Raw genomic sequence first — 22,443 nt, forward strand, 5'->3', positions numbered from 1 at the left:
CAATCAGGACTTTCTCACATCCTCACACCCCGTACCGCTCCGGTTTGGGCGATCGGGACATCAGCAACATGCCCGCTTCCGCCGGTGACATGCCGTCGTGCACGACGCCGACGACGACCTCGGTGATCGGCATCTCGACGTCGTGTTTCCTGGCCAGCTCCAGCACGGACTCGCACGACTTCACGCCCTCGGCGGTCTGCCTGGTGGCGGCCACGACCTCGGCGAGGGTCATGCCCCTGCCCAGGTTCTCGCCGAAGGTGCGGTTGCGCGACAGCGGCGACGTGCAGGTCGCCACGAGGTCTCCCATGCCGGCGAGCCCCGCGAAGGTGTGCTGGTCGGCCCCCAGGGCCGCGCCCAGGCGGGAGATCTCGGCCAGCCCCCTGGTGATGAGCATGGCGCTGACGTTGTCGCCCATGCCCATGCCCGCGGAGACGCCCACGGCCAGGGCGATCACGTTCTTCACCGCGCCGCCCAGCTCGACGCCGACCACGTCGTGGTTGGTGTACGGGCGGAACCACGGCGGCAGGTGGCAGATCGCCTGCAGCCGGGCGGCGACCGACTCGTCGGTGCAGGCGACGACGGTGGCGGCGGGCTGGCGTTCGGCGATCTCCTTGGCCAGGTTGGGCCCGGAGACCACGGCGACCCGCTCCTCGGGCACCTCGGCGACCTCGCGGATCACCTCGCTCATCCGCTTGGTCGTGCCCAGCTCGATGCCCTTCATCAGGCTCACCAGGACGGCGTTCGGCGGGATGTGCTCGCGCCAGGCGGCCAGGTTGGGCCGCAGCTGCTGCGACGGCACCGCCAGGACCACGAACTCGGCCCCTTCGAGCGCCCGCCCCGGGTCGGTCGTGGCGCGCAGCTTCTCGGGGAGGGGGATGCCCGGCAGGTAGTCGGGGTTGACGTGGTCGCGGTCGATCGCCTCGGTCAGCTCCCGTCTGCGCCCCCAGAGCGTGACCTCGTTGCCTGCCTCGGCCAGGATCATCGCGAACGTGGTCCCCCACGAACCCGTGCCGAAAACGGCCACCTTCGTCATGCCATCACCCCTTGGCCGGATCGTAGGGAGTCTCGGGGGCCTTCTCGCCACGCAGCTCGGCGAGCTGCTGGGTGATCGCGGCCGTGATGTCGGCGGTCGCCGCGCGCAACACCTCCGCGTGCAGCGGCTGGCCTGCATACTTCGATAGGTCCACCGGTGGGCCCACCGTCACGCGGAACGTCTTGCGCGGGAACAGTCTGGGCTTCTTCTCCCCGTACGGCAGCAACTCATGCGCGCCCCAATGGGCCACCGGGATGACCGGCGCGCCGCTCTCCAGCGCCAGCCGCGCCGCGCCCGTCTTGCCCACCATGGGCCACAGATCGGGATCGCGAGTGCAGGTGCCCTCGGGGTAGAACAGGATCGCGCCGCCGTCCTTGAGCCGCTGAGCCGAGATGTGCAGGGACTTCGCCGCCTCGGCGCTGCCCCGGTCGACGGGGATGGCCAGCAGCGCCGTCACCGCCCTGCCCAGGAACGGCACCTTGAACAGAGCTGACTTGGCCAGGATTACCGGCCAGCGCCCGTTGTTGTAGAGGAAGTGCGAAAGCAGGACCGGATCAGTCCAGGAGAGGTGATTGGTCGCGATGATCACGCCGCCGGTGCGCGGGATGCGCTCCCCACGACGCCAGTCCCTCTTGACCAGGAGCCAGGACAGCGGTTTCACGATGACGACTGCCAGGGTTTCCCAGAAACGCGATGGTCGCGCGGGGCGGCTCATGGTCTCCTCCAACACGTACGGGATGCGCCCCAAGTCTCCCGGTTGGCCGCGCGGGATGTCGAGGCGGGATGCTTAAGACTATGAGCATCCGCTGGTCGCTGGTCATCCCGGTGAAGACGCTGGTCGCGGCGAAGACGAGGCTGGCCGCGGCGACGGGTCCGCACCGGACCAGGCTGGCCGTGGCCGTGGCGAGTGACACGGTGGCGGCGGCGCTCTCGTGCGCGCGCGTCGCCCGGGTGATCGTGGTGACGGCCGACCCGGCCGCGGCCGGGCCCCTGGGCGCGCTGGGGGCCGAGGTGGTGCCCGACCCGGACCGCGGCCTGAACACCGCCCTGCGCACCGGGGCCGCCCATGCCGTACGCGTCGCGCCCGGCGACGCGGTGGGGGCGCTCCAGGCGGACCTGCCCGCCCTGCGGTCGCCGGAGCTGGGGACGGCGCTGGAGGCCGCGGCCGAGTTCGACCAGTCCTTCGTGCCGGACGCGCTCGACGTCGGGACGACCTTCTACGGGGTGCGGCCCGGGATGCCGTTCACGCCGAGGTTCGGCGGGGAGTCGCGGGCCAAGCATTTGGCGGGCGGGGCGAAGGAGCTGTGCGTGCCGGGGATCGACTCGGTGCGGCGGGACGTGGACACGCCCGACGACCTGCGCGCGGCCATCACGCTGGGCCTCGGCCGCCACACGGCCGCGGTGGTCGCCGAGCTGTGGCCGAGCTCATGAGGTTCTCGCGGGCGCCTTCATGATGGCGGGCGAGGTCGCCACCGCCAGGTGCGCCAGGCTCATCACGGCCACGGCCGCGGCGAAGGCCGCGTAGCCGCCGAGCCACTCCCCCAGCGCGCCGCCGGCCAGCCCGCCCAGCGGGTACGCCCCCCACATGAGGAAGCGCATGCTGGCGTTGACCCGGCCCATCAGATGGTCGGGCGTGATGCGCTGGCGGTAGCTGAGCTGGGCCACGCCGAAGATCGAGCTCATCATGCCGAACAACGACGAGGCCACCGGGAAGATCAGCAGCCGCCAGCCCGGGCCGGTCGCCAGCGCGGGCAGGTAGAGCACGGTGGCCAGGACGGCGGAGCCGTACAGGGCCGGACCACTGCCGAAGCGCGCGGTGACGCGGGCCACCAGCGCGGCCCCCACGAGCGAGCCGACGGCGGCGGCCGACAGCAGCAGCCCGTACTGGGCCGAGCCGACTCCCAGCTCCTTGACCAGGTAGAGAGGCAGGCCGACCGTGGCGATGCCGTTGGCCGTCATGACGAGCGCGCCCACGACCGCGACCCTGCGCAGCACCCGCTCGCCCGCGACGAACCTGATGCCCTCCGCCACCTCCTGGCGCAACCTCCGCTCGCCTCGCCGCGGGCTCTCCTCGGCGCGCACGCCCGACAGCAGGAGCGCGGAGAGGAGATAGCTGACGGCGTCGGCCAGCAGCGCGATCGGCGCGGTGAACACGGCCACCGCCCAGCCTCCGACGCCCGGTCCCGCGAGCAGCGAGGTGTTCCTGGTGACCTCCAGGACGCCGTTGCCGCGTTCGAGGCGCTCCTTGGTCACGACGGCGGGCAGGAAGCTCATGTGGGCGACGTCGAAGAAGACCGTGCCCACGCCCAGCACCAGGGCGACCGCGTACAGCTGCGGCAGCGTCAGCACGTCGAACCAGGCCGCCACCGGGACCGACAGCAGCGCCACGCCACGCGCGACGTCGGACCAGATGAGGATCGGGCGGCGCCGCGACCGGTCCACCCACACGCCCGCGGGCAGCCCGATCAGCAGGAAGGCGAGCATCTGGGCCGCCGACAGCAGGCCGAGCTGGAAGGCTCCGGCGTCGAGGGCGAGGAGTGCCGCCAGGGGAAGGGCCACCACCGTGACCTGCGTGCCCATCTGCGTGATGGCGTTCGCCCACGCAAACCGCCAGAAGTCGCCCTTACGCCCCATATCCCTAGATCCTTACGGCCTGGCCGGACGAGGGGCAAACGAATTACGCTGATCAGCGTGCAGGGAACGGTACGCAGCTTCGACGAGGCCACGCGCTCGGGGACGGTGTTCCTCGACGACGGGACCGTGCTGGAGTTCGGCACGTCCGCCTTCGACGCGGGGCCGCTGCGGCTGCTGCGCACGGGGCAGCGGGTCAACCTCGGGATGTCCGGCGGGGAGATCGCCTACATCACGCTCTCGACCTTCCCGGTCCCGGACGCCTTCGGCGGCCGGCCGCGGGCGGGCGATTCCGAGTAACTTTTGCCGGGTCTCGGCCCGGCCCATTGCGGGCCGAAATGCGAAACGCCCGGGCCGATGGCCCGGGCGGAAGCGCGTGCTGGGTTTACTTCTTCTTTCCGACTTTCTTGCCGCCCTGGTTGACCAGCTCCTTGAAGTCGGATCCCGGGCGGAACTTCGGCCCCCAGCTCTCGGGAACGTTGATTTCCGCGCCGGTCGACGGGTTCCTGGCCGTGCGGGCGGGCTTGTTCACCATCTCGAATGCGCCGAAGCCCGTGATCGAGACCTTGTCGCCGCTCGCCACGGCCTTCTGGATGGTGTCGATGACCGCGTTCACGGCCTCGGTGGCCGTCTTCCTGTCGCCCACACGATCCGCGATGGCCTCGACGAGTTCTCGCTTGTTCATGAAAGTCCTGCTCCCCCAGTTACGGCTCGGGGTTCCAGCTCATGAGTTCGCCCTAGAAACCCCTTACGGGCTTGAAAGTAGGCGGGATCGCGGGTGAACTCAATCACCTAGCGCGTTTTCCCCACTACGTGGCGTGTCGAGAGCGGCCAGAAAGGCGTCGAGGCGGGCGGCGGCCCTTTCCGGGTCACGCTTCGCCAGGTCGCAAATCGCGAGGTAGCGGCGGGCCAGCCGGTCCTTCTCCGCCGCGGGAAGCATGCGGACGCGGCGGTGCGCCTCGCGCAACCGCCGCGCCAGTTCGTCGTCTTCTAGACGGTCGTCGGCAGCCATGGCTGCCGACCATTCTCGTACGTCGCCACTTCGTCGGCGTGACGCAGGGTCAGCCCGATGTCGTCGAGGCCCTCCATGAGCCGCCAGCGGGTGTAGTCGTCGATCTCGAACGCCACGACCTCATCGGCCCAGCGGACGTGGCGTTCGGTCAGGTCGACGGTGACCTCGAGCTTCGGGTCGGCCTCGACGGCCGCCTGCAGGGCCTCGACCTTGTCGCCCGGCAGGACGACCGGCAGCAGGCCCATCTTGGTGGAGTTGTTGCGGAAGATGTCGCCGAAGCGGGCGGCGATCACGACGCGGAACCCGTACTGCTGCAGCGCCCAGACCGCGTGCTCACGCGAGGAGCCGGTGCCGAAGTCGGGGCCGGAGACGAGGATCGAGCCGCCCTCGTAGGACGGGTCGTTCAGCACGAACGTCGGGTCCTCGCGCCAGGCCGCGAACAGGCCCTTCTCGAACCCGGTGCGGCTGACCTGCTTGAGCCAGACGGCCGGGATGATCTGGTCGGTGTCGACGTTGCTGCGGCGCAGCGGCACCGCCGTACCGGTGTGGGTGGTGAAGGCTTCCATCGGTCCAGGTCTCCTTACAGGTCGGCGGGCGCGGTGAGACGGCCGGTGACGGCGGTCGCGGCGGCGACCTGCGGCGACACCAGGTGGGTGCGGCCACCCTTGCCCTGGCGGCCCTCGAAGTTGCGGTTGGAGGTGGAGGCGCTGCGCTCGCCGGGCTGGAGCGTGTCGGGGTTCATGCCCAAGCACATCGAGCAGCCGGCCTCGCGCCACTCGGCGCCGGCGGCCTTGAACACCTCGTGCAGGCCCTCCTGCTCGGCCTGCAGCTTGACCAGCATGGAGCCGGGGACGATCAGCGTGCGGGTCTTCACCTGGCGGCCGCGCAGGATCTCGGCGGCCGAGCGCAGGTCCTCGATGCGGCCGTTGGTGCACGAGCCGACGAACACCGTGTCGACCTCGATCTCACGCAGCGGCGTGCCGGCGGTCAGGCCCATGTACTCCAGGGCCCGCTCGGCGGCCGAGCGCTCGACCGGGTCGGAGAAGCTCTCCGGCGACGGGACGGACTCGCCCAGCGGCAGACCCTGGCCCGGGTTGGTGCCCCACGTGACGTACGGGGTCAGCGTCGCGGCGTCGATCTCCACGACCTTGTCGAACACGGCGTCGTCGTCGGTGCGCAGCGTCTTCCAGTATTCGACGGCCTGGTCCCACGCCTCGCCCTCGGGCGCGTGCGGGCGGCCCTTCAGGTACTCGAACGTGGTCTCGTCCGGCGCGATCATGCCCGCGCGGGCGCCCGCCTCGATCGACATGTTGCAGACCGTCATGCGGCCCTCCATGGAGAGCTTGCGGACGGCCTCGCCGCGGTACTCGACGATGTAGCCCTGGCCGCCGCCGGTGCCGATCTTGGCGATGATCGCCAGGATCAGGTCCTTGGCGGTCACGCCGGCGGGCAACTCGCCCGAGACCTCGATCGCCATCGTCTTCGGCCGGTACGCGGGCAGCGTCTGCGTGGCCAGCACGTGCTCGACCTCGGAGGTGCCGATGCCGAACGCGATGCCGCCGAACGCGCCGTGCGTGGAGGTGTGGGAGTCACCGCACACGATCGTCATGCCCGGCTGCGTCAGCCCGAACTGCGGGCCGATGATGTGCACCACGCCCTGGCCGGCGTCGCCCATCGGATGGAGCCTGATGCCGAACTCGGCGGCGTTCTTGCGCAGCGTCTCGACCTGCGTCTTGGACACCGGGTCGGAGATCGGGCCGAGCACGGTCGGCACGTTGTGGTCCTCGGTGGCGATCGTGAGATCGGGCCGCCGCACCTTCCGGCCGGCGAGACGGAGCCCGTCGAACGCCTGCGGGCTGGTCACCTCGTGAATGAGGTGCAGGTCGATATAGAGCAGGTCCGGTTCGCCCTCGGCACGCCGGACTACGTGTTGCTCCCAGACCTTCTCGGCCAGTGTGCGGCCCATGATCTCCTCCTGTTTGTTCGCGATGCGCCATCGCACCGCTTGCTCAGGCCCGGTCCCGCCGGTCGCCGCTCCGGGGGACCAGCGCTCCCTGTGTTCATTGCGATGCTGCGCATCGCGGCTCGGTCGCTGAGATCCGGTCTCTTCCCTCGTCACTCCGGTCGCTACGCTCCCTTCGTTCCTCAGTCCAGAGACCGGCGCTCCCTCGCGTGCTTACTGCGATGCATCGCATCGCGGCTCGGTCGCTCAGGTCCGGCCACTGCGCTCCTCAGTTCCAGGGACCGGCTCCCTCGCGTGGGAGTTTGCCTCCGACTTGCCTTCTCATATGTCGAGACGGCAGTATCGGTGTATGGACAACTCTAGCGGAGTCGGAGTACTCGACAAGGCAGTTCTTGTACTCAATGCCCTCGAAGCGGGACCCGCTTCACTGGCGCAGCTCGTCCAGGCCACCGGTCTGGCCCGCCCCACGGCCCATCGGCTGGCCGTCGCACTAGAGCACCACCGCATTGTGAGTCGTGACACACAGGGCAGGTTCGTACTGGGTCCCCGGCTTTCCGAGTTGTCCACCGCGGCCGGCGAGGACCGGCTGCTGGCGGTGGCCGCCCCCGTTCTGATGCAGCTCAGGGATCTCACGGGTGAGAGCGCGCAACTCTACCGCCGGCAGGGCGACGAGCGCGTCTGCGTCGCGGCCGCCGAACGCGCGAGCGGCCTGCGGGACACCGTACCGGTGGGATCCGCGCTGCCCATGACGGCGGGCTCGGCCGCGCAGATACTGCTGGCGTGGGAGGAGCCTGACCGGCTGCACCGTGGCCTGCGCGGCGCCAAGTTCAGCGCCGCCACCCTCGCCTCCGTACGGCGCCGCGGGTGGGCCCACAGCGTCGGCGAGCGCGAGCAGGGGGTGGCCAGCGTGTCGGCGCCCATAAGGGGCAGCGGCGGCAAGGTGATCGCGGCCGTGTCGGTCTCCGGCCCCATCGAACGGCTCACGAGGGCGCCGGGACGACTCCACGCGGTGCCCGTTATGGCGGCCGCCGAACGTATAACGGAGGCAATGCGTCGCACGTCATGATCGGCGAAACCAGGTATTTGGGGAGCCGAGTGCCTCGTGGGCGCACTAGCCTGAGTGCGTGACAGATCGCATCGAGGTAGCCGCCACTGAGCTGCGACCCCTGCTCGAAGAGTTCATCATGTGGGCGCGTGCGAACGCGCCCGGAAGCGACCCCGAGCTCGTGGGGCCCGCCGCACTGTGGCACCGTCTCGCCTTCTCGCAGGACCTCGGCACGTGGAAGCGCGCCGACCTGCGCAACCTGCTGCTCGACCGCATGCCCAAGGTCGTGGAGGATCCCGACGCCGCCGCCGACGGGATGCTCCCGGCCGTGGACGCGTACCTGACGTTCCTCTCCCAGACCGGCAGGCTGGCCAAGGGCTCGGACACCCTCGCCGATCTGCAGGCTGAGCTCGACGACGTCGAGGACGAGTTCGTCGACCTCATGGAAGAGCTGCTCGACGACGCCGAGGGCGACGACGAGGAGGAGGACGAGGTCGGCGACCTGGGCGATTTCGAGCCGTTCGCGGACGACCTCGCCGAACTCGAGACGATCAGGCTGCGGCCCGACTCGGAGCTGGCCGCGGCGGCCCGGCAGGCGCCGCTGGTGGCCAAGGCCCGCGACCTCGCCCTCTGGGTGGGGTCCGGTCGCCGGGTGGGCGAAGACAACCTGCTCACCGACGCCGAGGTGGAGGAGGCGCTGGCGGCCGTCGGGTTGCCCAAGCCCGAGACCGACGGCCCGATCGCCGAGGCCGTCCCGCAGCTCTGGAACATCTGGAACCTGGCCGTGGACCTGGAGTTCCTCCAGCCCGGCGAGGGCAGCACGGTCGCGGTGCAGGACGACACCTCGGAGTGGCCGTTCGACGACGACGAGGACGTGCTCGACGCCTGGATGCTGGGGCTCCACTCCGTCGATTACGGCGATCCGGAGCTGAGCGACGAAGACCTCACGATGGCGCTGGCGGGCCTGACCCGGGGCCTGCTGGTCAGGCTGCTGCTGGCGGGCGGCTCGCGCGAGCTCGACGACCTGGCGCAGGACCTGGCCGAGTCGGCCGCCGACCTCGACGAGCTGGGCTCGGACGCGTGGGAGGCGGCAGGCGACCCGCTGGCCCCCGCGATCGACTGGCTCGTCGGGTACGGCATGGTCGAGGTCGACGGCAGCACCCTCCGCCTCACGCCGCTCGGCACCGAGGGCGTCGTCCACTTGGTGGACGACGCCGACATCGAAGTGGACGCGCGGCCCGCGATCGAGTCCATGAGCGCCCACGAGCTGCTGGCGCTCAGCGCCGAGCTGCCCGAGGACGAGGCCGACGCGGAGTTCGCGGCCTGGATGCAGCTCCGGGAGCCGGGCAAGGCGGCCGAGGAGCTGCTGGAGGCGGCGGCCGAGGACGAGAGCGACGCGCTGATCAGGGTGCAGGCCGCCAGCGTGGTCGGCACCCTGGGTGAGGCCGCCGTCCCTGCCTGGCAGGCGGCCCTCAAACAGCCCTCGCTCCGGCCCTACGCGGCCACGCACCTGAGCCAGCTGGAGGTCGAAGGCGCGCCCGAGCCCACCCAGGACGACACCCACTGGCTGATCCTGGACATGTGGACGATCTCGGCCGGGCTGGGGCGTTCCGAGTTCGTGAGCAGCCTGCGGGACATCGGGCCGGAGATGGTCAACAACCTGCTCGAGGTGATCTGGCGGATTCCGCACGCGCACGTGGAGGAGCTGCTGGACCTGATCTCCCAGGTCCACCCGGACAAGCAGGTCGCCAAGGCGGCCCGCCGGGCCCTCTTCAAGGCCCGCTCCGTGTGACCACCGCTCCCTGAAGGCCCTCGCCGCCCGGCGGGGGCCTTTCCGCTTCACGAACACGCACGCGGCCCCCTGGGACCCTGCACCCCTCGGGCGAGCAACCCAGCACACATGGCCTGTCTTCCGGGTTCCGCACGCTCGCGATGAGCAGCCTACGCAGCACGCAAAGCTGGACACCCAAGCCGACAACCCCCCGCACACGGCCGCACACCTCAGGCGCCCACCCCGCCGCACGAGGCCGCACGCTCAGGCGCCCACCCCGCCGCACGAGGCCGCACACCTCAGGCGCCCACCCCGCCGCACGAGGCCGCACGCTCAGGCGCCCACCCCGCCGCACGAGGCCGCACGCTCAGGCGCCCACCCCGCCGCACGAGGCCGCACGCCTCAGGCGCCCACCCTGCCGCACGAGGCCGCACGCCTCAGGCCGGGCCCCGCCGCACACGGCCAGGCTCCGTCGGCCTTGCACGCCCTAGTGAGCACCCACCGCACAGGGCCGGGCGCCTCAGGGCGGCCACCACGCCACACGAGGCCGCACACCTCCGGCCGGGGCGCCCCGCCGCACGTGGCTGGGCTCTGTCGAGGGGACGGTCGTGTGAAGTGCGGGGTTCGGGCGCTGGGGCGCGGGGTCGGTTGCCGTGGCGAGCGTGCGCTTGGGGGACCGGAAAACAGAAACGCTCCGGGCCTGTGGGCGCCGGAGCGAGTGTGGTAGACGTAGTCCCGACCGGATTCGAACCGGCGCTACCGCCTTGAGAGGGCGGCGTCCTGGGCCACTAGACGACGGGACCTTCGCGGGCTTGTGACAGTGGTAGTCCCGACCGGATTCGAACCGGCGCTACCGCCTTGAGAGGGCGGCGTCCTGGGCCACTAGACGACGGGACCCTGTCCACAAGCTGCTGGTGCCGGGATCTCCCCGGCAACGCAGGTAACTCTACCGCACCCCGGAGACCACACCAAACCGCTTAACGGCCCATCAGGTCGGGCCTGTGGCGGCGTACCCAGTCCCCCATCGCCCCGCCTTCCCACAGCGGGTCGAACTCCCCCAGCGGGATCGCCACCTCCGGCCGGCCGGAGACCGGGTCCACGGGAACCCGGGCCAGCCGCTCGCGCATCCAGCCCGGCACGCGAGGCGGCACCGTCCGCTCGCCCCACCCGACGAGCCCCACCGAACGCAGCGGCTCCACCCGTACCCGCACTCCGCCCGGACGGCCGATGCGCCTGGGACTGGCCGGCTGGGTGTCCACGACGTCGATCCTGGTGATGTCGGGCCAGCGGAGGCGGACGCGGAAGCCGTACGAGTCGGTCAGCTCCACGCCGTCGGCGGAGAAGCGGACGACGGTGCCGGCGGTCAGGCGGCGGTGCTTGACCACGAGCACGGCCAGAAGGGCAGCGGTGGCCAGCGCCCCGACAGCGGCGCCCAGCTGGGTGCTGCCGGTGAAGATGGCGCCGAGGAGGAGGCAGACGGCGAAGAAGAGGGCGAGCGGAGCGACGAACGGGGCGACGAAGCGCGGGAAGTTGCCCGCGCGAATACGAAACTCATCCATAAGCCGGGCGGACTCTACCCAAACCACTGGCGTGGCTCCACCCCCCTCGCCATCTCAGGCCCCTCGGCCACCGAATATCGGTCAGCAGGTCAACCCCTGGCCCCTCGCCACCGGATATCGACCGGCAGGTCAACCCCTGGCCCCTCGCCACCGGCTATCGGTCAGCGGGTCAACTCCTGGCGGGGAGGCGCTCATCCACGTCTTCGCCGTCAGTCGGTGAGGAGGCCTTGGCGGAAGGCCTCGGCCACGGCGGATGCGCGGTCCCGGACGTCGAGCTTGGCGTAGATGTGCAGGAGGTGAGTCTTGACGCTGGCCTCGCTGATGAACAGGCTCGCCGCCGCCACCTTGTTCGTCGCTCCGCCCGCCACCAGGCGCAGCACCTCCAGCTCCCGTTTGCTGAGCCTCCCCCTGGTGGGCTTGCGCAGGGCCGCTGCGAGCCGGCCGGCCACGGCGGGGGCGAGGACGGTCTCGCCCCGGTGGGTGGCGCGGACGGCGCGTACCAGCTCCTCCGGAGGGGCGTCCTTCAGCAGGTAGCCGGTGGCGCCCGCTTCGAGGGCGGGCAGGACGTCGGTGTCGAACGTGGTCAGGACCAGCACCCGCGGGCCCGTGCCGCTGAGGCGGCGGATGGCGGTGACGCCGTCCATCCCCGGCATGCGCAGGTCCATGAGGACGATGTCGGGCTCGAGCTCGGCGGCCAGGCGTATGGCCGTCTCGCCGTCGGCCGCCTCGCCGACGATCTCCAGGTCGGGCTCACCGCCGAGTGCCGCGCGCAGGCCGTCGCGCACGATGGGGTGATCGTCCGCTATCAACAGCCTCAGCCGCATCTCTCCCCTTCCGGCCAGGACTCGTCCTTCGTCAGGGTCTCATCCATCGCCTCTCCAGGGGTCGATCGGCCACATGTCCGCCGAGCAGGACGCGGCGGGGCGCCTCAGGGCGCACACGATTTTCTGCCGGGACGGCCCGTGGGTGGCGGCCTTCGGGGAAGGCATGGAGGAGGCGCGGGGCGGGACCGGCGGGCGTTGGGGACGGTGAGGTGAGCGCGGGGCGCGTCTTGTGGGTGATCGCCGTGGCTGTGGCGCGGATCATGGGCGGTCGTCCTCGGCGGGGATGGCAGGGATGGCCGCGGCTACGGCGGTGCCCTGGCCCGGGGTGGACTCGAGGTGGAGGGTGCCGCCGACGGCGCGGACGCGCTGGCGCATCCCGTCGAGGCCGAAGCCGTCAGTGGGCTTCTGCGGGGCGAAACCTGCGCCGTCGTCGCGAATGTCGAGGAGGACGGTTTCGTCCGTGTACGACAGAGTCAGGCCCGTCCTGGCGGCTCTGGCGTGCTTGGCGACGTTGGCCAGAGCCTCCTGGGCCACGCGGAACAGGGTGTCCTCGATGGGGGCGGCCAGGGCGACCGGGGTGCCGGTGATCTCGACGGTCAGGTCGACCCCGGCCGACCGCGACCACGACTCGGCCAGGTCGGTGATGGCGTCCGGGAGCCTCGAGGTCTCCAGCGGCTCCGGGCGCAGGGCGCGTACGGACCGGCGGGCCTCGGAGAGGCTGCGGCGGGCGAGCTCGGCGGCCTGGTCGAGGTGGCGGCGGGACTCGGCCTGGGAGGTGCGGTCGGCGGCGTTGAGCTGGCCGATCAGGGCGACGAGGTCCTGGGCGACCGTGTCGTGGATCTCGCCCGCCACGCGGTGCCGCTCGTCGAGCATGCCCGCCCGCCTGGCCTGGGCGAGGAGCCGGGCGTTGAGGGAGGCGTTCTCGGCCATGGCGGCGCGCAGGCGCTCGACCAGGCGGCGGCGCTTGTCGTGCTCGCCGGAGACGTACCAGCCGGCCAGGACCAGCGGCAGCGCCACGCCCGCGATCACGGTGAGCAGGGCGCCCCGGGCGCCCGGCCCCGCCTGGGCCGTCACGATGACGATGGCGGTGAGCGTCACGCCCGCCATGATCAGCCGGGCCGGGAGCAGGGCGCTGGCCAGCGGGTAGCCGATCGAGGCGAACACGATGAAGGCGGGGCTCGCGGCCGCCAGCGCGGCGGCGAGGGCGATCAGCACGAGGAAGTGGCCCACGACGAGCGCGCGGCGCGTGTCGCGGCGGGGGTGGAGCCATCCGATCGGCGCCACCCACACCGCGGCGGCCGGCGCGACCGCCGGCCACCACGGCGCGAGGCCGCTTGTGGTCGCCCATCCCGGGCCTGCCGTCTCGGCGAGCCAGGCCGGCAAGGGCCCCGCCAGCCAGCGGAGGAGGGGCCAGGGCGCGCCGGCGGACGACGCGTCCGCGAGGGCGGCCGCGGTCGAGGAGATCCCCAGCAGTCCGTAGGCGAGGCACAGGAAGGCCCCGCGCTCGCGCCCGTCGAGCCAGCTCATGAGGTCAAGCCTGGCACGGCGTCAACCGATCGGTGGATGCCGGACGTCCACCGCACGACGAGCCGGCCAGGCGATGCGCACCCGCCCTGAACTGGGCGAACATCGGGTCATGAACTTTCCGACCCGTAGGGACATGTTTCAGGACGCCGCCTTCGCGGGCGCGGGCGCCGTGGGCGCCCAGGCCGCCAGGCCGAGGCGGGAGGTGACCACTTACGTCTTCGTGACCGGCGCGAACGGCATGGCCGGCGACGACGCCGAGCTGACGCTGCGCGGCCACCGCACCGTGGGCGTGAACCTGCCGGGGCACGGCCCCGAGGAACAGTTTCACCTCGCCTACCAGACCCCGCAGGACCTGGAGACGCTGGCCACGCTGCCGTCGCCGGTGGCGGGGGTCACGCTGGACGACTATGTCGAGGCCACGGTGGACGCCGTGCGCCGGGTCTCCGGCTACGGCCCGGTGATCCTGGTGGGCGGCAGCCTGGGCGGCGCGATCATCACGAAGGCGGCCGACGCGGTGTCCGACCTGGTCGACCTGCTCGTCTACGACACCGCGTTCTGCTGCACGAAGCTGAGCTCGCCCAACGATTATCTGGCGACGCCGGAAGGCAAGGAGAGCCTGGCGGCCAGTGTGGCGGCGGGCGTCATCGCCGACCCGAGGGTGATCGGCGCGATCCGCGTGAACTGGCGCACGAACGACAGGAAGTTTCTGGACGCGGTCAAGGCGGCGTTCATGGCGGAGGCGAGCGAGGGCGAGTTCCTGGCCATGCTGAACACGTTGCTGCCGGATGAGAGTCTCCAAGTGATGAGCGCCGACGCTCGGGGCCGCAAGGAGGCGTGGGGACGGGTGCCGCGCGTCTACATCAGGCACACGCGGGACAAGGTGATCCCGCTCGCGCTGCAGGATCGGATGATCAAGGAAGCGGATGCGGCCACGCCAGGCAACAAGTTCAAGATTTACTCGGTGGAGGCTTCGCATGCGCCGACAGCGAGGACGTACCGGCTGATTACCGAAATCCTGCACAAACTGGCGAAATGATAATGCTGGGGTACCAGGACTCGAACCTAGACTAACTGAACCAGAATCAGTCGTGCTGCCAATTACACCATACCCCACCGCTCGCGAACCTCTGTGAGGCGCGCTCGGCGACGTCCGAAAGAATAGCCCAGCTCCGGGGCTAAGACCAAAACGAATAGCCAACGAACCCTCCGTCGCCCACACCACGGGCCCTCACGTGCCAAGCTGAAGGGGACAAAACACCACGTGGAGGAGCCCAACCGTTGGCCGGTAACCCGTTCTTCACCTCTAGCGACCTGCCGTACGAACTGCCGCCCTTCGCCGACGTCCGCGAGGAGCACTACCTGCCCGCGTTCGAGCGCGGCATGGCGGAGCAGCTGGCGGAGGTCGACGCGATCGCAGGCAGCGCCGAGGCGCCGACGTTCGACAACACGATCGCCGCGCTCGAGCGGTCGGGACGGATTCTCGACCGCACGGCCACGGTCTTCTTCAGCATCGCCGCCTCCAACACCACCGACGGCGTCATGGAGATCGAGAAGGAGATCTCTCCCCAGCTGACCAGGCACGGCGACGCCATCCTGCTCAACCGGGCGCTGTGGGCGCGCATCAAGCAGGTGTCCACGGAGGATCCCGAGGAGGCCTGGCTGCTGGAGAAGTACCGGGACGACTTCATCAGGGCCGGCGCGGACCTGTCGGAGCCGGACCAGGACCGGCTCCGGCAGCTCAACGAGGAGCTGTCGAAGCTCTCGACGGAGTTCGCGCAGACGCTGCTGAAGGCCTCGACGGAGTCGGCGCTGGTGGTCGAGGACCCCAAGGAGCTCGACGGCTTCGAGCAGGCCAAGATCGAGTCGCTGCGCAAGGACGGCAAGTACGTCCTGCCGCTGCTCAACTTCACCGCCCAGCCGGGCCTGGCCCAGCTCACCGACCGCGACGTGCGCCGCAGGCTGTACGAGCTGAGCGTCGGCCGGGCGCCGGGCAACTTCGAGCTGGCGGCCAGGATGGCGGCCCTGCGGGCCGAGCGGGCGGCGCTGCTGGGATTCCCCAGCCACGCGGCGTACGTGGTGGCCGACCAGACGGCCAAGACCGTCGAGGCGGTCGAGGAGATGCTCGGCCAGCTCGTGGCCCCCGCCGTGCGCAACGCGCGGAAGGAGGCCGAGGCGCTGTCGGAGCAGGCCGGGTTCGAGATCGAGCCGTGGGACTGGTCGTACTACTCCGAGAAGGTGCGCCAGGCCCGCTACGACTTCGACGCCGCCGAGATGCGGCCGTACTTCGAGCTCGACCGCGTCTACCGCGACGGCATCTTCTTCGCGGCCGGCAAGCTGTACGGCCTCACCTTCACCGAGCGGCCCGACCTGGGCGGATATCACCCCGACGTGACGGTGTACGAGGTGTTCAACGAGGACGGGAGCCGGCTGGGGCTGTTCGTGCTCGACCCGTACGCGAGGGAGACCAAGCGCGGCGGCGCGTGGATGAACAACCTGGTCGACCAGTCGTTCCTGTTCGGGCAGCTGCCGGTGGTCATGAACAACCTCAACGTCACCAAGCCGGCCTCGGGGCCGACGCTGCTGACGTACGACGAGGTCAACACGGCCTTCCACGAGTTCGGGCACGCGCTGCACGGGCTGTTCTCCCAGGTGCGCTTCCCGCGCGTGTCGGGCACCCGCGTGCCGCGCGACTTCGTCGAGTATCCGTCACAGGTCAACGAGATGTGGGTGACCTGGCCCGAGGTGCTGGCCAACTACGCCAGGCACCACGAGACGGGCGAGCCGATGCCGGCCGAGCTGGTGGAGAAGCTGCAGGCGGCGGAGAAGTTCAACCAGGGCTTCAAGACCGTCGAATATCTCGCCGCGACCCTGCTCGACTGGGCCTGGCACAAGCTGGCGCCCGGGGAGACGGTGGCCGACCCCGAGGCGTTCGAGTCCGCGGCCCTGGAGGCCGCCCAGATCGCCCTGCCGCAGGTCCGGCCGCGCTACAGGACCAACTACTTCGCCCACATCTTCTCCGGCGGCTACAGCGCCGGCTACTACTCCTACATCTGGAGCGAGGTGCTCGACGCGGAGAGCGTGGAGTGGTTCAAGGAGAACGGCGGGCTCACCAGGGCCAACGGCGACCACTTCCGCCGCGAGCTGCTCTCCCGCGGGGGCAGCCTCGACCCGCTGACCGCGTTCCGCAATTTCCGCGGGCGCGAGCCCAGCATCCAGCCGCTGCTCGTCCGCCGCGGCCTCGACTGAGCCCGCACGCCCCGGCGGCCCGCGTGCCGGGCCGTCAGATCAGTCAGATCAGCCGCGCAGGCGGGCCAGCGCGGCGCGCAGGCGCTCCTGCGCCCGCGCGCGGCCGAGCACCTCGATCGACTCGAACAGCGGCAGGCCCACCGTCCGGCCGGTGATCGCCACGCGGACCGGCGCCTGGGCCTTGCCGAGCTTGAGCCCGTACGCGGTCCCGACCTCCTCCAGCGCCTCCTTGAGCGACTCGGGGTCCCAGCTGACCGTCTCCAGCCGCGACAGGTAGTCGGTGAGGATCTCCACCGGGGAGTTCTTCATCGCCTTGTCCCAGGACGCCTGGTCGAAGACCGGCTCGTCGAGGAAGAGGAAGTCGACGTTGTGCCGGATCTCCGACAGCACCGCGATGCGGGTCTGGGCCAGCGCCGCGACCTTGCTGAACAGCTCGCGGTCCCAGGACAGGTCGAGGTAGGGCGCGCAGCGCTCCTCGAACGTCTCCAGCGGCAGCGCCCGGATGTACTCGCCGTTGAACGCGCGCAGCTTCTTCTCGTCGAAGAACGCGCTGGCGGAGTTGACGTCCTCCAGCCTGAACAGCGGCACCATCTCGGACCACGGCATGATCTCGCGGTCCTCGCCCGGCCCCCAGCCCAGCAGCATCAGGTAGTTGACCGTGGCCTCCGCGAGGTAGCCCTCCGCGCGGTAGTCCTCCAGGGCCACCTTGTCGCGGCGCTTGGACAGCTTCTTGCGCTGCTCGTTGACGATCACCGGCAGGTGCGCCCAGACCGGCGGCGTGGCCCCCAGGGCCGGCCACAGCAGCATCTGCTTGGCCGCGTTGCCCAGGTGCTCCTCGCCGCGGACGACGTGGGTGATGTTCTGGGTGATGTCGTCGACCGCGTTGGCCAGCACGTAGAGCGGCGAGCCGTCGGTGCGGGCGATGACGAAGTCCTCCTGCGCCTCGTTGGGGAACTCCACGTTGCCCCGGATGAGGTCCTCGACGACCGTGACGCCGTCGTCGGGGGTGCGGAAGCGGACCGCGCCCTCGGTCAGGCCGCGCTCGCGGCAGTGGCCGTCGTAGCCCCGGTGCTCGGAGCCGGTGCGGGCGACCAGCGCCTCACGCGTGCAGTCGCAGTAGTAGGCCTTGCCGTCGGCCAGCAGCTTCGCCACCGCCTCGCGGTGCTGGGCCTCGTACGCCGACTGGAAGTAGGGGCCCTCGAACGCCGGGTTTCCGCCGTTGATGCCGATCCAGTCGAGGGCGGAGATGATGCCCTCCGTCCACTCCGGACGGTTTCGCGACGCGTCGGTGTCTTCGATGCGCAGCACGAAGTGGCCGCCGGACTGCTCGGCCAGCGCCCAGTTGAACAGCGCCGTGCGGGCGCCGCCCACATGAAACATGCCGGTTGGGGACGGGGCGAACCGCACCCGTACTTCAGTCACGGGAGACCACCTTGTTCGTGAGTGTGCCGATGCCTTCGATGCCGACGCTGACCTCGTCGCCGATCTCGAGCGGGCCGACGCCCGCGGGCGTGCCGGTCAGGATGACGTCGCCGGGGATCAGGGTCATGACCGCGCTGACGTAGGCCACCAGCGCGGGGATGTCGTTGATGAGCTGGCTGGTGCGGCCGCTCTGCCGGATCTCGCCGTTGACCGTGGTCGTCAGCGCCAGGTCGCTCGCGTCGAGGTCGGTCTGGATCCACGGCCCCAGCGGGCAGAACGTGTCGAACCCCTTGGCCCGGGTGAACTGCACGTCCTTCTTCTGGAGATCGCGGGCGGTGACGTCGTTGGCGCAGGTGTAGCCGAAGATGACGTCCTTGACCCGCTCGACCGGCACCTCGCGGCACAGCCTGCCGATCACCACGGCCAGCTCGCCCTCGTAGTCGACGCGGTCGGACAGCGTCGTGGGGTATGCGATGTTCTCGCCGTGGCCGATCACCGACGTGGACGGCTTCATGAAGATCAGCGGTTCCTCGGGCACCTCGTTGCCGAACTCGGCCGCGTGCTCGGCGTAGTTTCTGCCGATGGCGACCACTTTGCTCGGCAGCATCGGGGCCAGCAGTTTCACCTGGGACAGCGGGTGCCGCTCCCCGGTGAACTGCACCTGGCCGAACGGGTGACCGGCGACCGTGGAGACGACCTCCTCGCCCGGGCCGCCCTCGACCACGCCGAACGACACGCCTTCGCCTGTGGAGAACCTCGCTATACGCACCTGACAAGGCTATCGCCGCCACCGCCAGGCTCCGCCCAACGCGCACCTCGTGCCGCGCCGGACCAGGAGCGGGACCCTGAGGCCGCCCGCGTTAGCCTGGTGGTGTCGCTGACGAGAGGGGTCCCGTTGTCCGTCGTGAAGATCAATGTCCTGAACGTGCCCGCCGACATGCGCGAGGAGCTCGAACGGCGCTTCGCCAACCGCGCGGGGATGGTGGAGTCGGCCGACGGGTTCGAGTGGTTCGAGCTGCTCAGGCCGGTGGAGGGCACGGATCGGTACCTCGTCTACACGCGCTGGCGCAGCGAGGAGGACTTCCAGAACTGGCAGCAGGGTGAGGCCTTCCGGCGCGGGCACGCCCAGGCGGCGCAGGCCGCCCAGGGGCAGGGGCACGGCCACGGGCAGGGGCCCGCGGCGACCGGCTCGGAGGTGTGGACCTTCGAGGTCGCCGAGAGCACCGGCCCCAAGTCGTAGCGGATCCGCCCTCCAGGGCCCGGCCGCCCGGGCCCTTTTCGGCGTCAGGCGTCCAGCGGGTTGCGGGCGATGCGCTCCACGATGCCGGCGCGGACGAACTGGCCGGCGAGGCTGGACGGCTTGCGCGCGCCCTGCTCCGAGATGCACGCCCCGAACTCTTTGGCGATCTCCAGCCTCGGGTAGCGCTCCAGTACCTCCCGCCTGACCTCCTCGGGGATCTCCTCCGTACGGCGGCCCGAGATGTCCATGCCGGTCGAGAGCTCCAGCAGGTGGCCCTCCGGGTCCTCCTCCAGCGGCACCTCGTCCCACATGTGCCGGATGATCACCTCGCGGGCGCGTACCCTCCGCTCGGGCGACCAACCGGCGCCGGCGCAGAAGACCCAGGCCACGTCGCCGCCCGCCTCCTCGAACGGCACCGAGTGGCTGTCGAACTCGGCCGCCAGCCCCAGGTCGTGCAGCATGGCCGACACGTAGAGCAGCTCCGCGTCGAACGCGATGCCGTGCTCGCGCGCGTAGGCGGCCGCCCACAGGTAGGCGCGGATCGAGTGGTTGAGCAGCGAGGGCGTGTGGTAGCGGGTGGCCACCTCCAGCGCCCCGCGGCAGGCGGGTGTGTCCGGGATCACGAGGTCGTCGAATGTCACCGCACCAGCATGTCCTGCCAGGTACGGCTACGCCATCCGGGACACCGGGGGCGCATCGAGCATCTAACGAATCCGCCACTCAACTTGACCCATTGATCGCGATTCGGAAAGCATGTCCCACCTTCACTTTTTGTCCCGAAAGGAACTGGCGTGCGCCGGCTCGCGATACCTCTTGCCCTTTTGCTGGCGCTCGGCGGGTTAGGCAGCCCCGCGCATGCCGACAAGGTGACCCGGACCGCGGAGTGCCAGGGTGACTGGCTGCCCGGCACGCCCACGGCCGACGACGTCATGAAGGGCGAGATCTCGCTGGTCGGGCTGCCCGCGTACAAGCTCGGCAAGAAGATCAACTGGAGCGCGAGCCCGTACCGGAACCGTTCGTGGGAGTTCGTGTTCCAGTCGCTGCGCTGGATGGGCACGCTGGTCGTCGCGTACGAGAACAGCGGTGAGCGCGGCTACCTGGATCGCGCCACGGAGATCACCAAGGACTGGGTCGCGAACAACAAGCCAGGGGCGCGCGGCACCATGCCGTACACCTGGAAGGACCACCCCGTCTCGCTGCGCACGCAGCCGCTGCTCTGCCTGAGCATGCACGTCAAGGAGAGCTGGCTGAAGGCCAGCCTCGCCGACCACGCCAAGCTCCTGTCGAACGCGCGGCTCTACAAGAAGGGCCACAACCACGGCATCGACCAGGACATCGCGCTCATGGGCATCGGCTGCAGGTACGGTCGCAAGGGCTGGTCGGACCTGGCCTCCCGCCGGCTGACCGGCACGGTGAAGCTCGACGTCGACTCGCAGGGCGCGCTCATGGAGCAGGCCCCGCGCTATGCGGTGTACGTCTACAGCCGGCTGCAGGTCGCGATGACCAACATGAAGGCGTGCGGCAGGAAGGTGCCCGGCGAGATCGCCAAGCGGGCCGAGGCGATGAAGGACTTCATCGCCCACGCCACCATGCCGACCGGCTACATGGTGCCCATCGGCGACGGCACCGCCGAGACCGAGCCGAAGATGGAGACGGGGACGCCGAAGCAGGAGGTCAAGGCGTACCGGGCGGGCTACGTCTTCGGCCGCACGGCCTGGGGCAAGCCGGACTCGGCGTACTACTCGATCAGGTTCGGACCCGGGCTGAAGTTCCACGGCCACGAGGACCACCTGGGCGTCACGTACTACGCGCATGGCCGCAACCTCCTCGTGGACGGGGGCTTCCACTCCTACGAGAAGAGCGCCTACCGCTACTGGACGCTCTCCCCCGAGGCCCACAACGTGCCCACGGTGGTCGGGGCCCGCTTCAGGCCGCGGACGTCCTCGAAGCTCGTGGCGTCGAAGTACGGCAAGGACCGGCAGTCGTTCAAGCTGACCGACAAGGCGTACGGGGTGAGCCGCACCCGGTCCGTCCTGGTGAACCACGGCGAGGACCTGATGGCGGTGCTGGACACGGCCTCGGGCGGCAGGAAGATCAGCAACCTCTGGCGGTTCGACCCGTCGCTCAAGCTGCTGTCCAACGGCGGGGGCAAGGTCGTGCTCGGGGACGGCAAGTTCAAGGTCACCTTGCTGCAGTTCTCGTCGTCGTGCGACCGGGTCGGCGGGCAGAAGGTGCAGCGAGGGGGGAAGGTGGGCTGGGTCTCGCCCACGTACCTGTCGAAGCTGCCGACCAATGTGGTGGTGTCGCCGGCGGCTAAGTCGCTGCTGACGGTGATCGTGCCCGGGACGGACTCGCCCAAGGTGTCGTGCTCGGGCGGGAAGATCAAGGTGGACGGCACCTCGTTCTCCTCCAAGGCGTTCTAGCCCTGGGTGGACGGGCACCGTCCACCAACCGCCTCCATCCGTCATGATCGAGCAGCCGGTGACGAAGGAGGCGTCCGGTCCGGCCAGGACGACGGCGGCGGCGGGGTCGCGGATGTCGCAGGTCAGCGGGATCGCCGCCGCGCCGAGGCGCTCGATCTCGCCGGCCGTCCCGGCCGCGGCCTCGCCGTTGAGGTCGACGACGGCTTGTCCGACACCTGTCGGCCGCCTTCAGAACATCCCGTTCGGGATCTCATCAGGGTCGGGCACCGGCTGCACCACGTCCCAGTGCTCGACGATCTGCCCGTCCACCATCCGCCAAATGTCCACGACCGCGATCCCGCGCTCTTCCCCTGGCGGGAGCAGGTGATAGTGCATCACCACGTGGTCGCCCTCGGCGATGACCCGCTTCAGGTCGAGCTTCGCCTTGGCGACCGGGGCGCTCGCGATGAACTCGATGAACGCGTCCCTGCCCGAGGGATTTCCGGGGCTGTGCTCGACGAAGTCCTCCCGGAGCAGGCCGCGAAGTATCTCCACGTTCCCCGCCGCGAACTCCGCGAAGCCCCGGAGGGCGATTTCCTTGTTGCGTTCGGCGATGCCGTTCTCACTCATGCGCACCACCATGCGGTACTCCGGCTCGGCCCGTCGATTACATCCCATGTAATGGACAATCCCTGGCGAGGGGTGCTCCGGCACGTCCGCGCCTACCGTCGAAAAGCCCCCTTCGCGGCCGACGCCGGCTATGCTGAC

Annotated in this window: 22 protein-coding genes and 3 tRNA genes; 8 read left to right on the forward strand and 17 right to left on the reverse strand. The window is 70.4% G+C overall.

Annotation, left to right across the window (positions count from 1 at the left end; all coding sequences use genetic code 11):
- Window positions 1-22: 22 nt before the first annotated feature.
- Complete coding sequence (locus tag ACFKCF_RS25680; RefSeq protein ID WP_394497381.1) at window positions 23-1,033, reverse strand: NAD(P)H-dependent glycerol-3-phosphate dehydrogenase; 1,011 nt, start codon at window positions 1,031-1,033, stop codon at window positions 23-25.
- A 4-nt stretch (window positions 1,034-1,037) separates the two neighbouring features.
- Complete coding sequence (locus ACFKCF_RS25685; RefSeq protein WP_394497382.1) at window positions 1,038-1,748, reverse strand: lysophospholipid acyltransferase family protein; 711 nt, start codon at window positions 1,746-1,748, stop codon at window positions 1,038-1,040.
- A gap of 80 nt (window positions 1,749-1,828) precedes the next feature.
- Between ACFKCF_RS25685 and cofC the strand changes: the two genes are divergently transcribed.
- Window positions 1,829-2,464 carry a 2-phospho-L-lactate guanylyltransferase gene (gene cofC / locus ACFKCF_RS25690; protein ID WP_394497383.1) on the forward strand — a complete coding sequence of 212 codons (636 nt, stop codon included), beginning with the start codon at window positions 1,829-1,831 and terminating at the stop codon, window positions 2,462-2,464.
- Here cofC and ACFKCF_RS25695 read toward each other — a convergent pair.
- The gene (locus tag ACFKCF_RS25695; protein ID WP_394497384.1) at window positions 2,459-3,667 is read right to left on the reverse strand and encodes an MFS transporter; all 1,209 of its coding nucleotides are present in this window, start codon (window positions 3,665-3,667) and stop codon (window positions 2,459-2,461) included. The genes cofC and ACFKCF_RS25695 overlap by 6 nt on opposite strands.
- Before the next feature lie 57 nt (window positions 3,668-3,724).
- On the opposite strand from ACFKCF_RS25695, the gene ACFKCF_RS25700 reads away from it, so the two are divergent.
- The gene (locus ACFKCF_RS25700; protein WP_394497385.1) at window positions 3,725-3,964 is read left to right on the forward strand and encodes a hypothetical protein; all 240 of its coding nucleotides are present in this window, start codon (window positions 3,725-3,727) and stop codon (window positions 3,962-3,964) included.
- A gap of 85 nt (window positions 3,965-4,049) precedes the next feature.
- Here the strand turns inward: ACFKCF_RS25700 and ACFKCF_RS25705 are convergent, their stop codons facing one another.
- The 4 genes from ACFKCF_RS25705 to leuC form a co-directional block, all read right to left on the reverse strand.
- On the reverse strand, window positions 4,050-4,349 hold the full coding sequence (locus tag ACFKCF_RS25705; protein WP_185068084.1) for an HU family DNA-binding protein: 300 nt from the start codon (window positions 4,347-4,349) through the stop codon (window positions 4,050-4,052).
- Between the two features lie 99 nt (window positions 4,350-4,448).
- A complete protein-coding gene (locus tag ACFKCF_RS25710) occupies window positions 4,449-4,676 on the reverse strand; it encodes a hypothetical protein (RefSeq protein WP_394497386.1) in 228 nt (75 codons plus the stop codon).
- Window positions 4,655-5,242 (reverse strand): 3-isopropylmalate dehydratase small subunit, encoded by a 588-nt coding sequence (leuD, locus tag ACFKCF_RS25715; protein ID WP_394497387.1) that lies wholly within the window; start codon window positions 5,240-5,242, stop codon window positions 4,655-4,657. The genes ACFKCF_RS25710 and leuD overlap by 22 nt, the downstream gene beginning before the upstream one ends.
- 14 nt (window positions 5,243-5,256) lie before the next feature.
- Window positions 5,257-6,642: a 3-isopropylmalate dehydratase large subunit gene (leuC, locus tag ACFKCF_RS25720; protein ID WP_394497388.1), complete on the reverse strand. Its 1,386-nt coding sequence runs from the start codon at window positions 6,640-6,642 to the stop codon at window positions 5,257-5,259.
- Between the two features lie 346 nt (window positions 6,643-6,988).
- On the opposite strand from leuC, the gene ACFKCF_RS25725 reads away from it, so the two are divergent.
- The gene (locus ACFKCF_RS25725; protein ID WP_139632184.1) at window positions 6,989-7,705 is read left to right on the forward strand and encodes an IclR family transcriptional regulator; all 717 of its coding nucleotides are present in this window, start codon (window positions 6,989-6,991) and stop codon (window positions 7,703-7,705) included.
- Between the two features lie 58 nt (window positions 7,706-7,763).
- Window positions 7,764-9,476, forward strand: coding sequence for a hypothetical protein (locus ACFKCF_RS25730; RefSeq protein WP_394497389.1), 1,713 nt, complete (start codon window positions 7,764-7,766; stop codon window positions 9,474-9,476).
- A gap of 709 nt (window positions 9,477-10,185) precedes the next feature.
- Here the strand turns inward: ACFKCF_RS25730 and ACFKCF_RS25735 are convergent.
- The 5 genes from ACFKCF_RS25735 to ACFKCF_RS25755 all read right to left on the reverse strand — a co-directional run bounded on the left by ACFKCF_RS25735 (window position 10,186) and on the right by ACFKCF_RS25755 (window position 13,365).
- A tRNA-Glu gene (locus ACFKCF_RS25735) sits at window positions 10,186-10,258 on the reverse strand.
- Window positions 10,259-10,276: 18 nt separating this feature from the next.
- Window positions 10,277-10,352: transfer RNA gene (locus ACFKCF_RS25740), tRNA-Glu, on the reverse strand.
- An 80-nt stretch (window positions 10,353-10,432) separates the two neighbouring features.
- Complete coding sequence (locus ACFKCF_RS25745) at window positions 10,433-11,014, reverse strand: hypothetical protein (RefSeq protein ID WP_394497390.1); 582 nt, start codon at window positions 11,012-11,014, stop codon at window positions 10,433-10,435.
- A 209-nt stretch (window positions 11,015-11,223) separates the two neighbouring features.
- On the reverse strand, window positions 11,224-11,838 hold the full coding sequence (locus tag ACFKCF_RS25750) for a response regulator (RefSeq protein ID WP_394497391.1): 615 nt from the start codon (window positions 11,836-11,838) through the stop codon (window positions 11,224-11,226).
- A 258-nt stretch (window positions 11,839-12,096) separates the two neighbouring features.
- Entirely contained in the window at window positions 12,097-13,365 is a 1,269-nt protein-coding gene (locus tag ACFKCF_RS25755) for a sensor histidine kinase (RefSeq protein ID WP_394497392.1), read from the reverse strand.
- 220 nt (window positions 13,366-13,585) lie between these two features.
- Between ACFKCF_RS25755 and ACFKCF_RS25760 the strand changes: the two genes are divergently transcribed.
- Window positions 13,586-14,401 carry an alpha/beta hydrolase gene (locus tag ACFKCF_RS25760; RefSeq protein ID WP_394497393.1) on the forward strand — a complete coding sequence of 272 codons (816 nt, stop codon included), beginning with the start codon at window positions 13,586-13,588 and terminating at the stop codon, window positions 14,399-14,401.
- A gap of 5 nt (window positions 14,402-14,406) precedes the next feature.
- Here ACFKCF_RS25760 and ACFKCF_RS25765 read toward each other — a convergent pair.
- A tRNA-Gln gene (locus ACFKCF_RS25765) sits at window positions 14,407-14,478 on the reverse strand.
- A 165-nt stretch (window positions 14,479-14,643) separates the two neighbouring features.
- Here ACFKCF_RS25765 and ACFKCF_RS25770 point away from each other — a divergent pair.
- Entirely contained in the window at window positions 14,644-16,611 is a 1,968-nt protein-coding gene (locus ACFKCF_RS25770) for a M3 family metallopeptidase (protein ID WP_394497394.1), read from the forward strand.
- A gap of 48 nt (window positions 16,612-16,659) precedes the next feature.
- On the opposite strand, the gene gltX is transcribed toward ACFKCF_RS25770, so the two are convergent.
- Complete coding sequence (gene gltX, locus ACFKCF_RS25775) at window positions 16,660-18,033, reverse strand: glutamate--tRNA ligase (RefSeq protein WP_394497395.1); 1,374 nt, start codon at window positions 18,031-18,033, stop codon at window positions 16,660-16,662.
- A complete protein-coding gene (locus ACFKCF_RS25780; RefSeq protein WP_394497396.1) occupies window positions 18,026-18,802 on the reverse strand; it encodes a fumarylacetoacetate hydrolase family protein in 777 nt (258 codons plus the stop codon). Before ACFKCF_RS25780 ends, gltX begins: the two co-directional genes overlap by 8 nt.
- A gap of 126 nt (window positions 18,803-18,928) precedes the next feature.
- Here ACFKCF_RS25780 and ACFKCF_RS25785 point away from each other — a divergent pair, with 126 nt between their 5' ends.
- Entirely contained in the window at window positions 18,929-19,273 is a 345-nt protein-coding gene (locus ACFKCF_RS25785) for an antibiotic biosynthesis monooxygenase family protein (RefSeq protein ID WP_394497397.1), read from the forward strand.
- 44 nt (window positions 19,274-19,317) lie between these two features.
- Here ACFKCF_RS25785 and ACFKCF_RS25790 read toward each other — a convergent pair whose 3' ends face one another.
- Window positions 19,318-19,914, reverse strand: a complete 597-nt coding sequence (locus ACFKCF_RS25790; RefSeq protein WP_394497398.1) for an HD domain-containing protein — start codon at window positions 19,912-19,914, stop codon at window positions 19,318-19,320.
- A 150-nt stretch (window positions 19,915-20,064) separates the two neighbouring features.
- Between ACFKCF_RS25790 and ACFKCF_RS25795 the strand changes: the two genes are divergently transcribed.
- On the forward strand, window positions 20,065-21,696 hold the full coding sequence (locus tag ACFKCF_RS25795) for a heparinase II/III family protein (RefSeq protein WP_394497399.1): 1,632 nt from the start codon (window positions 20,065-20,067) through the stop codon (window positions 21,694-21,696).
- A gap of 228 nt (window positions 21,697-21,924) precedes the next feature.
- Here ACFKCF_RS25795 and ACFKCF_RS25800 read toward each other — a convergent pair whose 3' ends face one another.
- The gene (locus tag ACFKCF_RS25800; RefSeq protein WP_394497400.1) at window positions 21,925-22,305 is read right to left on the reverse strand and encodes a nuclear transport factor 2 family protein; all 381 of its coding nucleotides are present in this window, start codon (window positions 22,303-22,305) and stop codon (window positions 21,925-21,927) included.
- Window positions 22,306-22,443 lie beyond the last annotated feature (138 nt).

Source organism: Nonomuraea sp. JJY05, assembly GCF_043496855.1.
Classification (GTDB): domain Bacteria; phylum Actinomycetota; class Actinomycetes; order Streptosporangiales; family Streptosporangiaceae; genus Nonomuraea.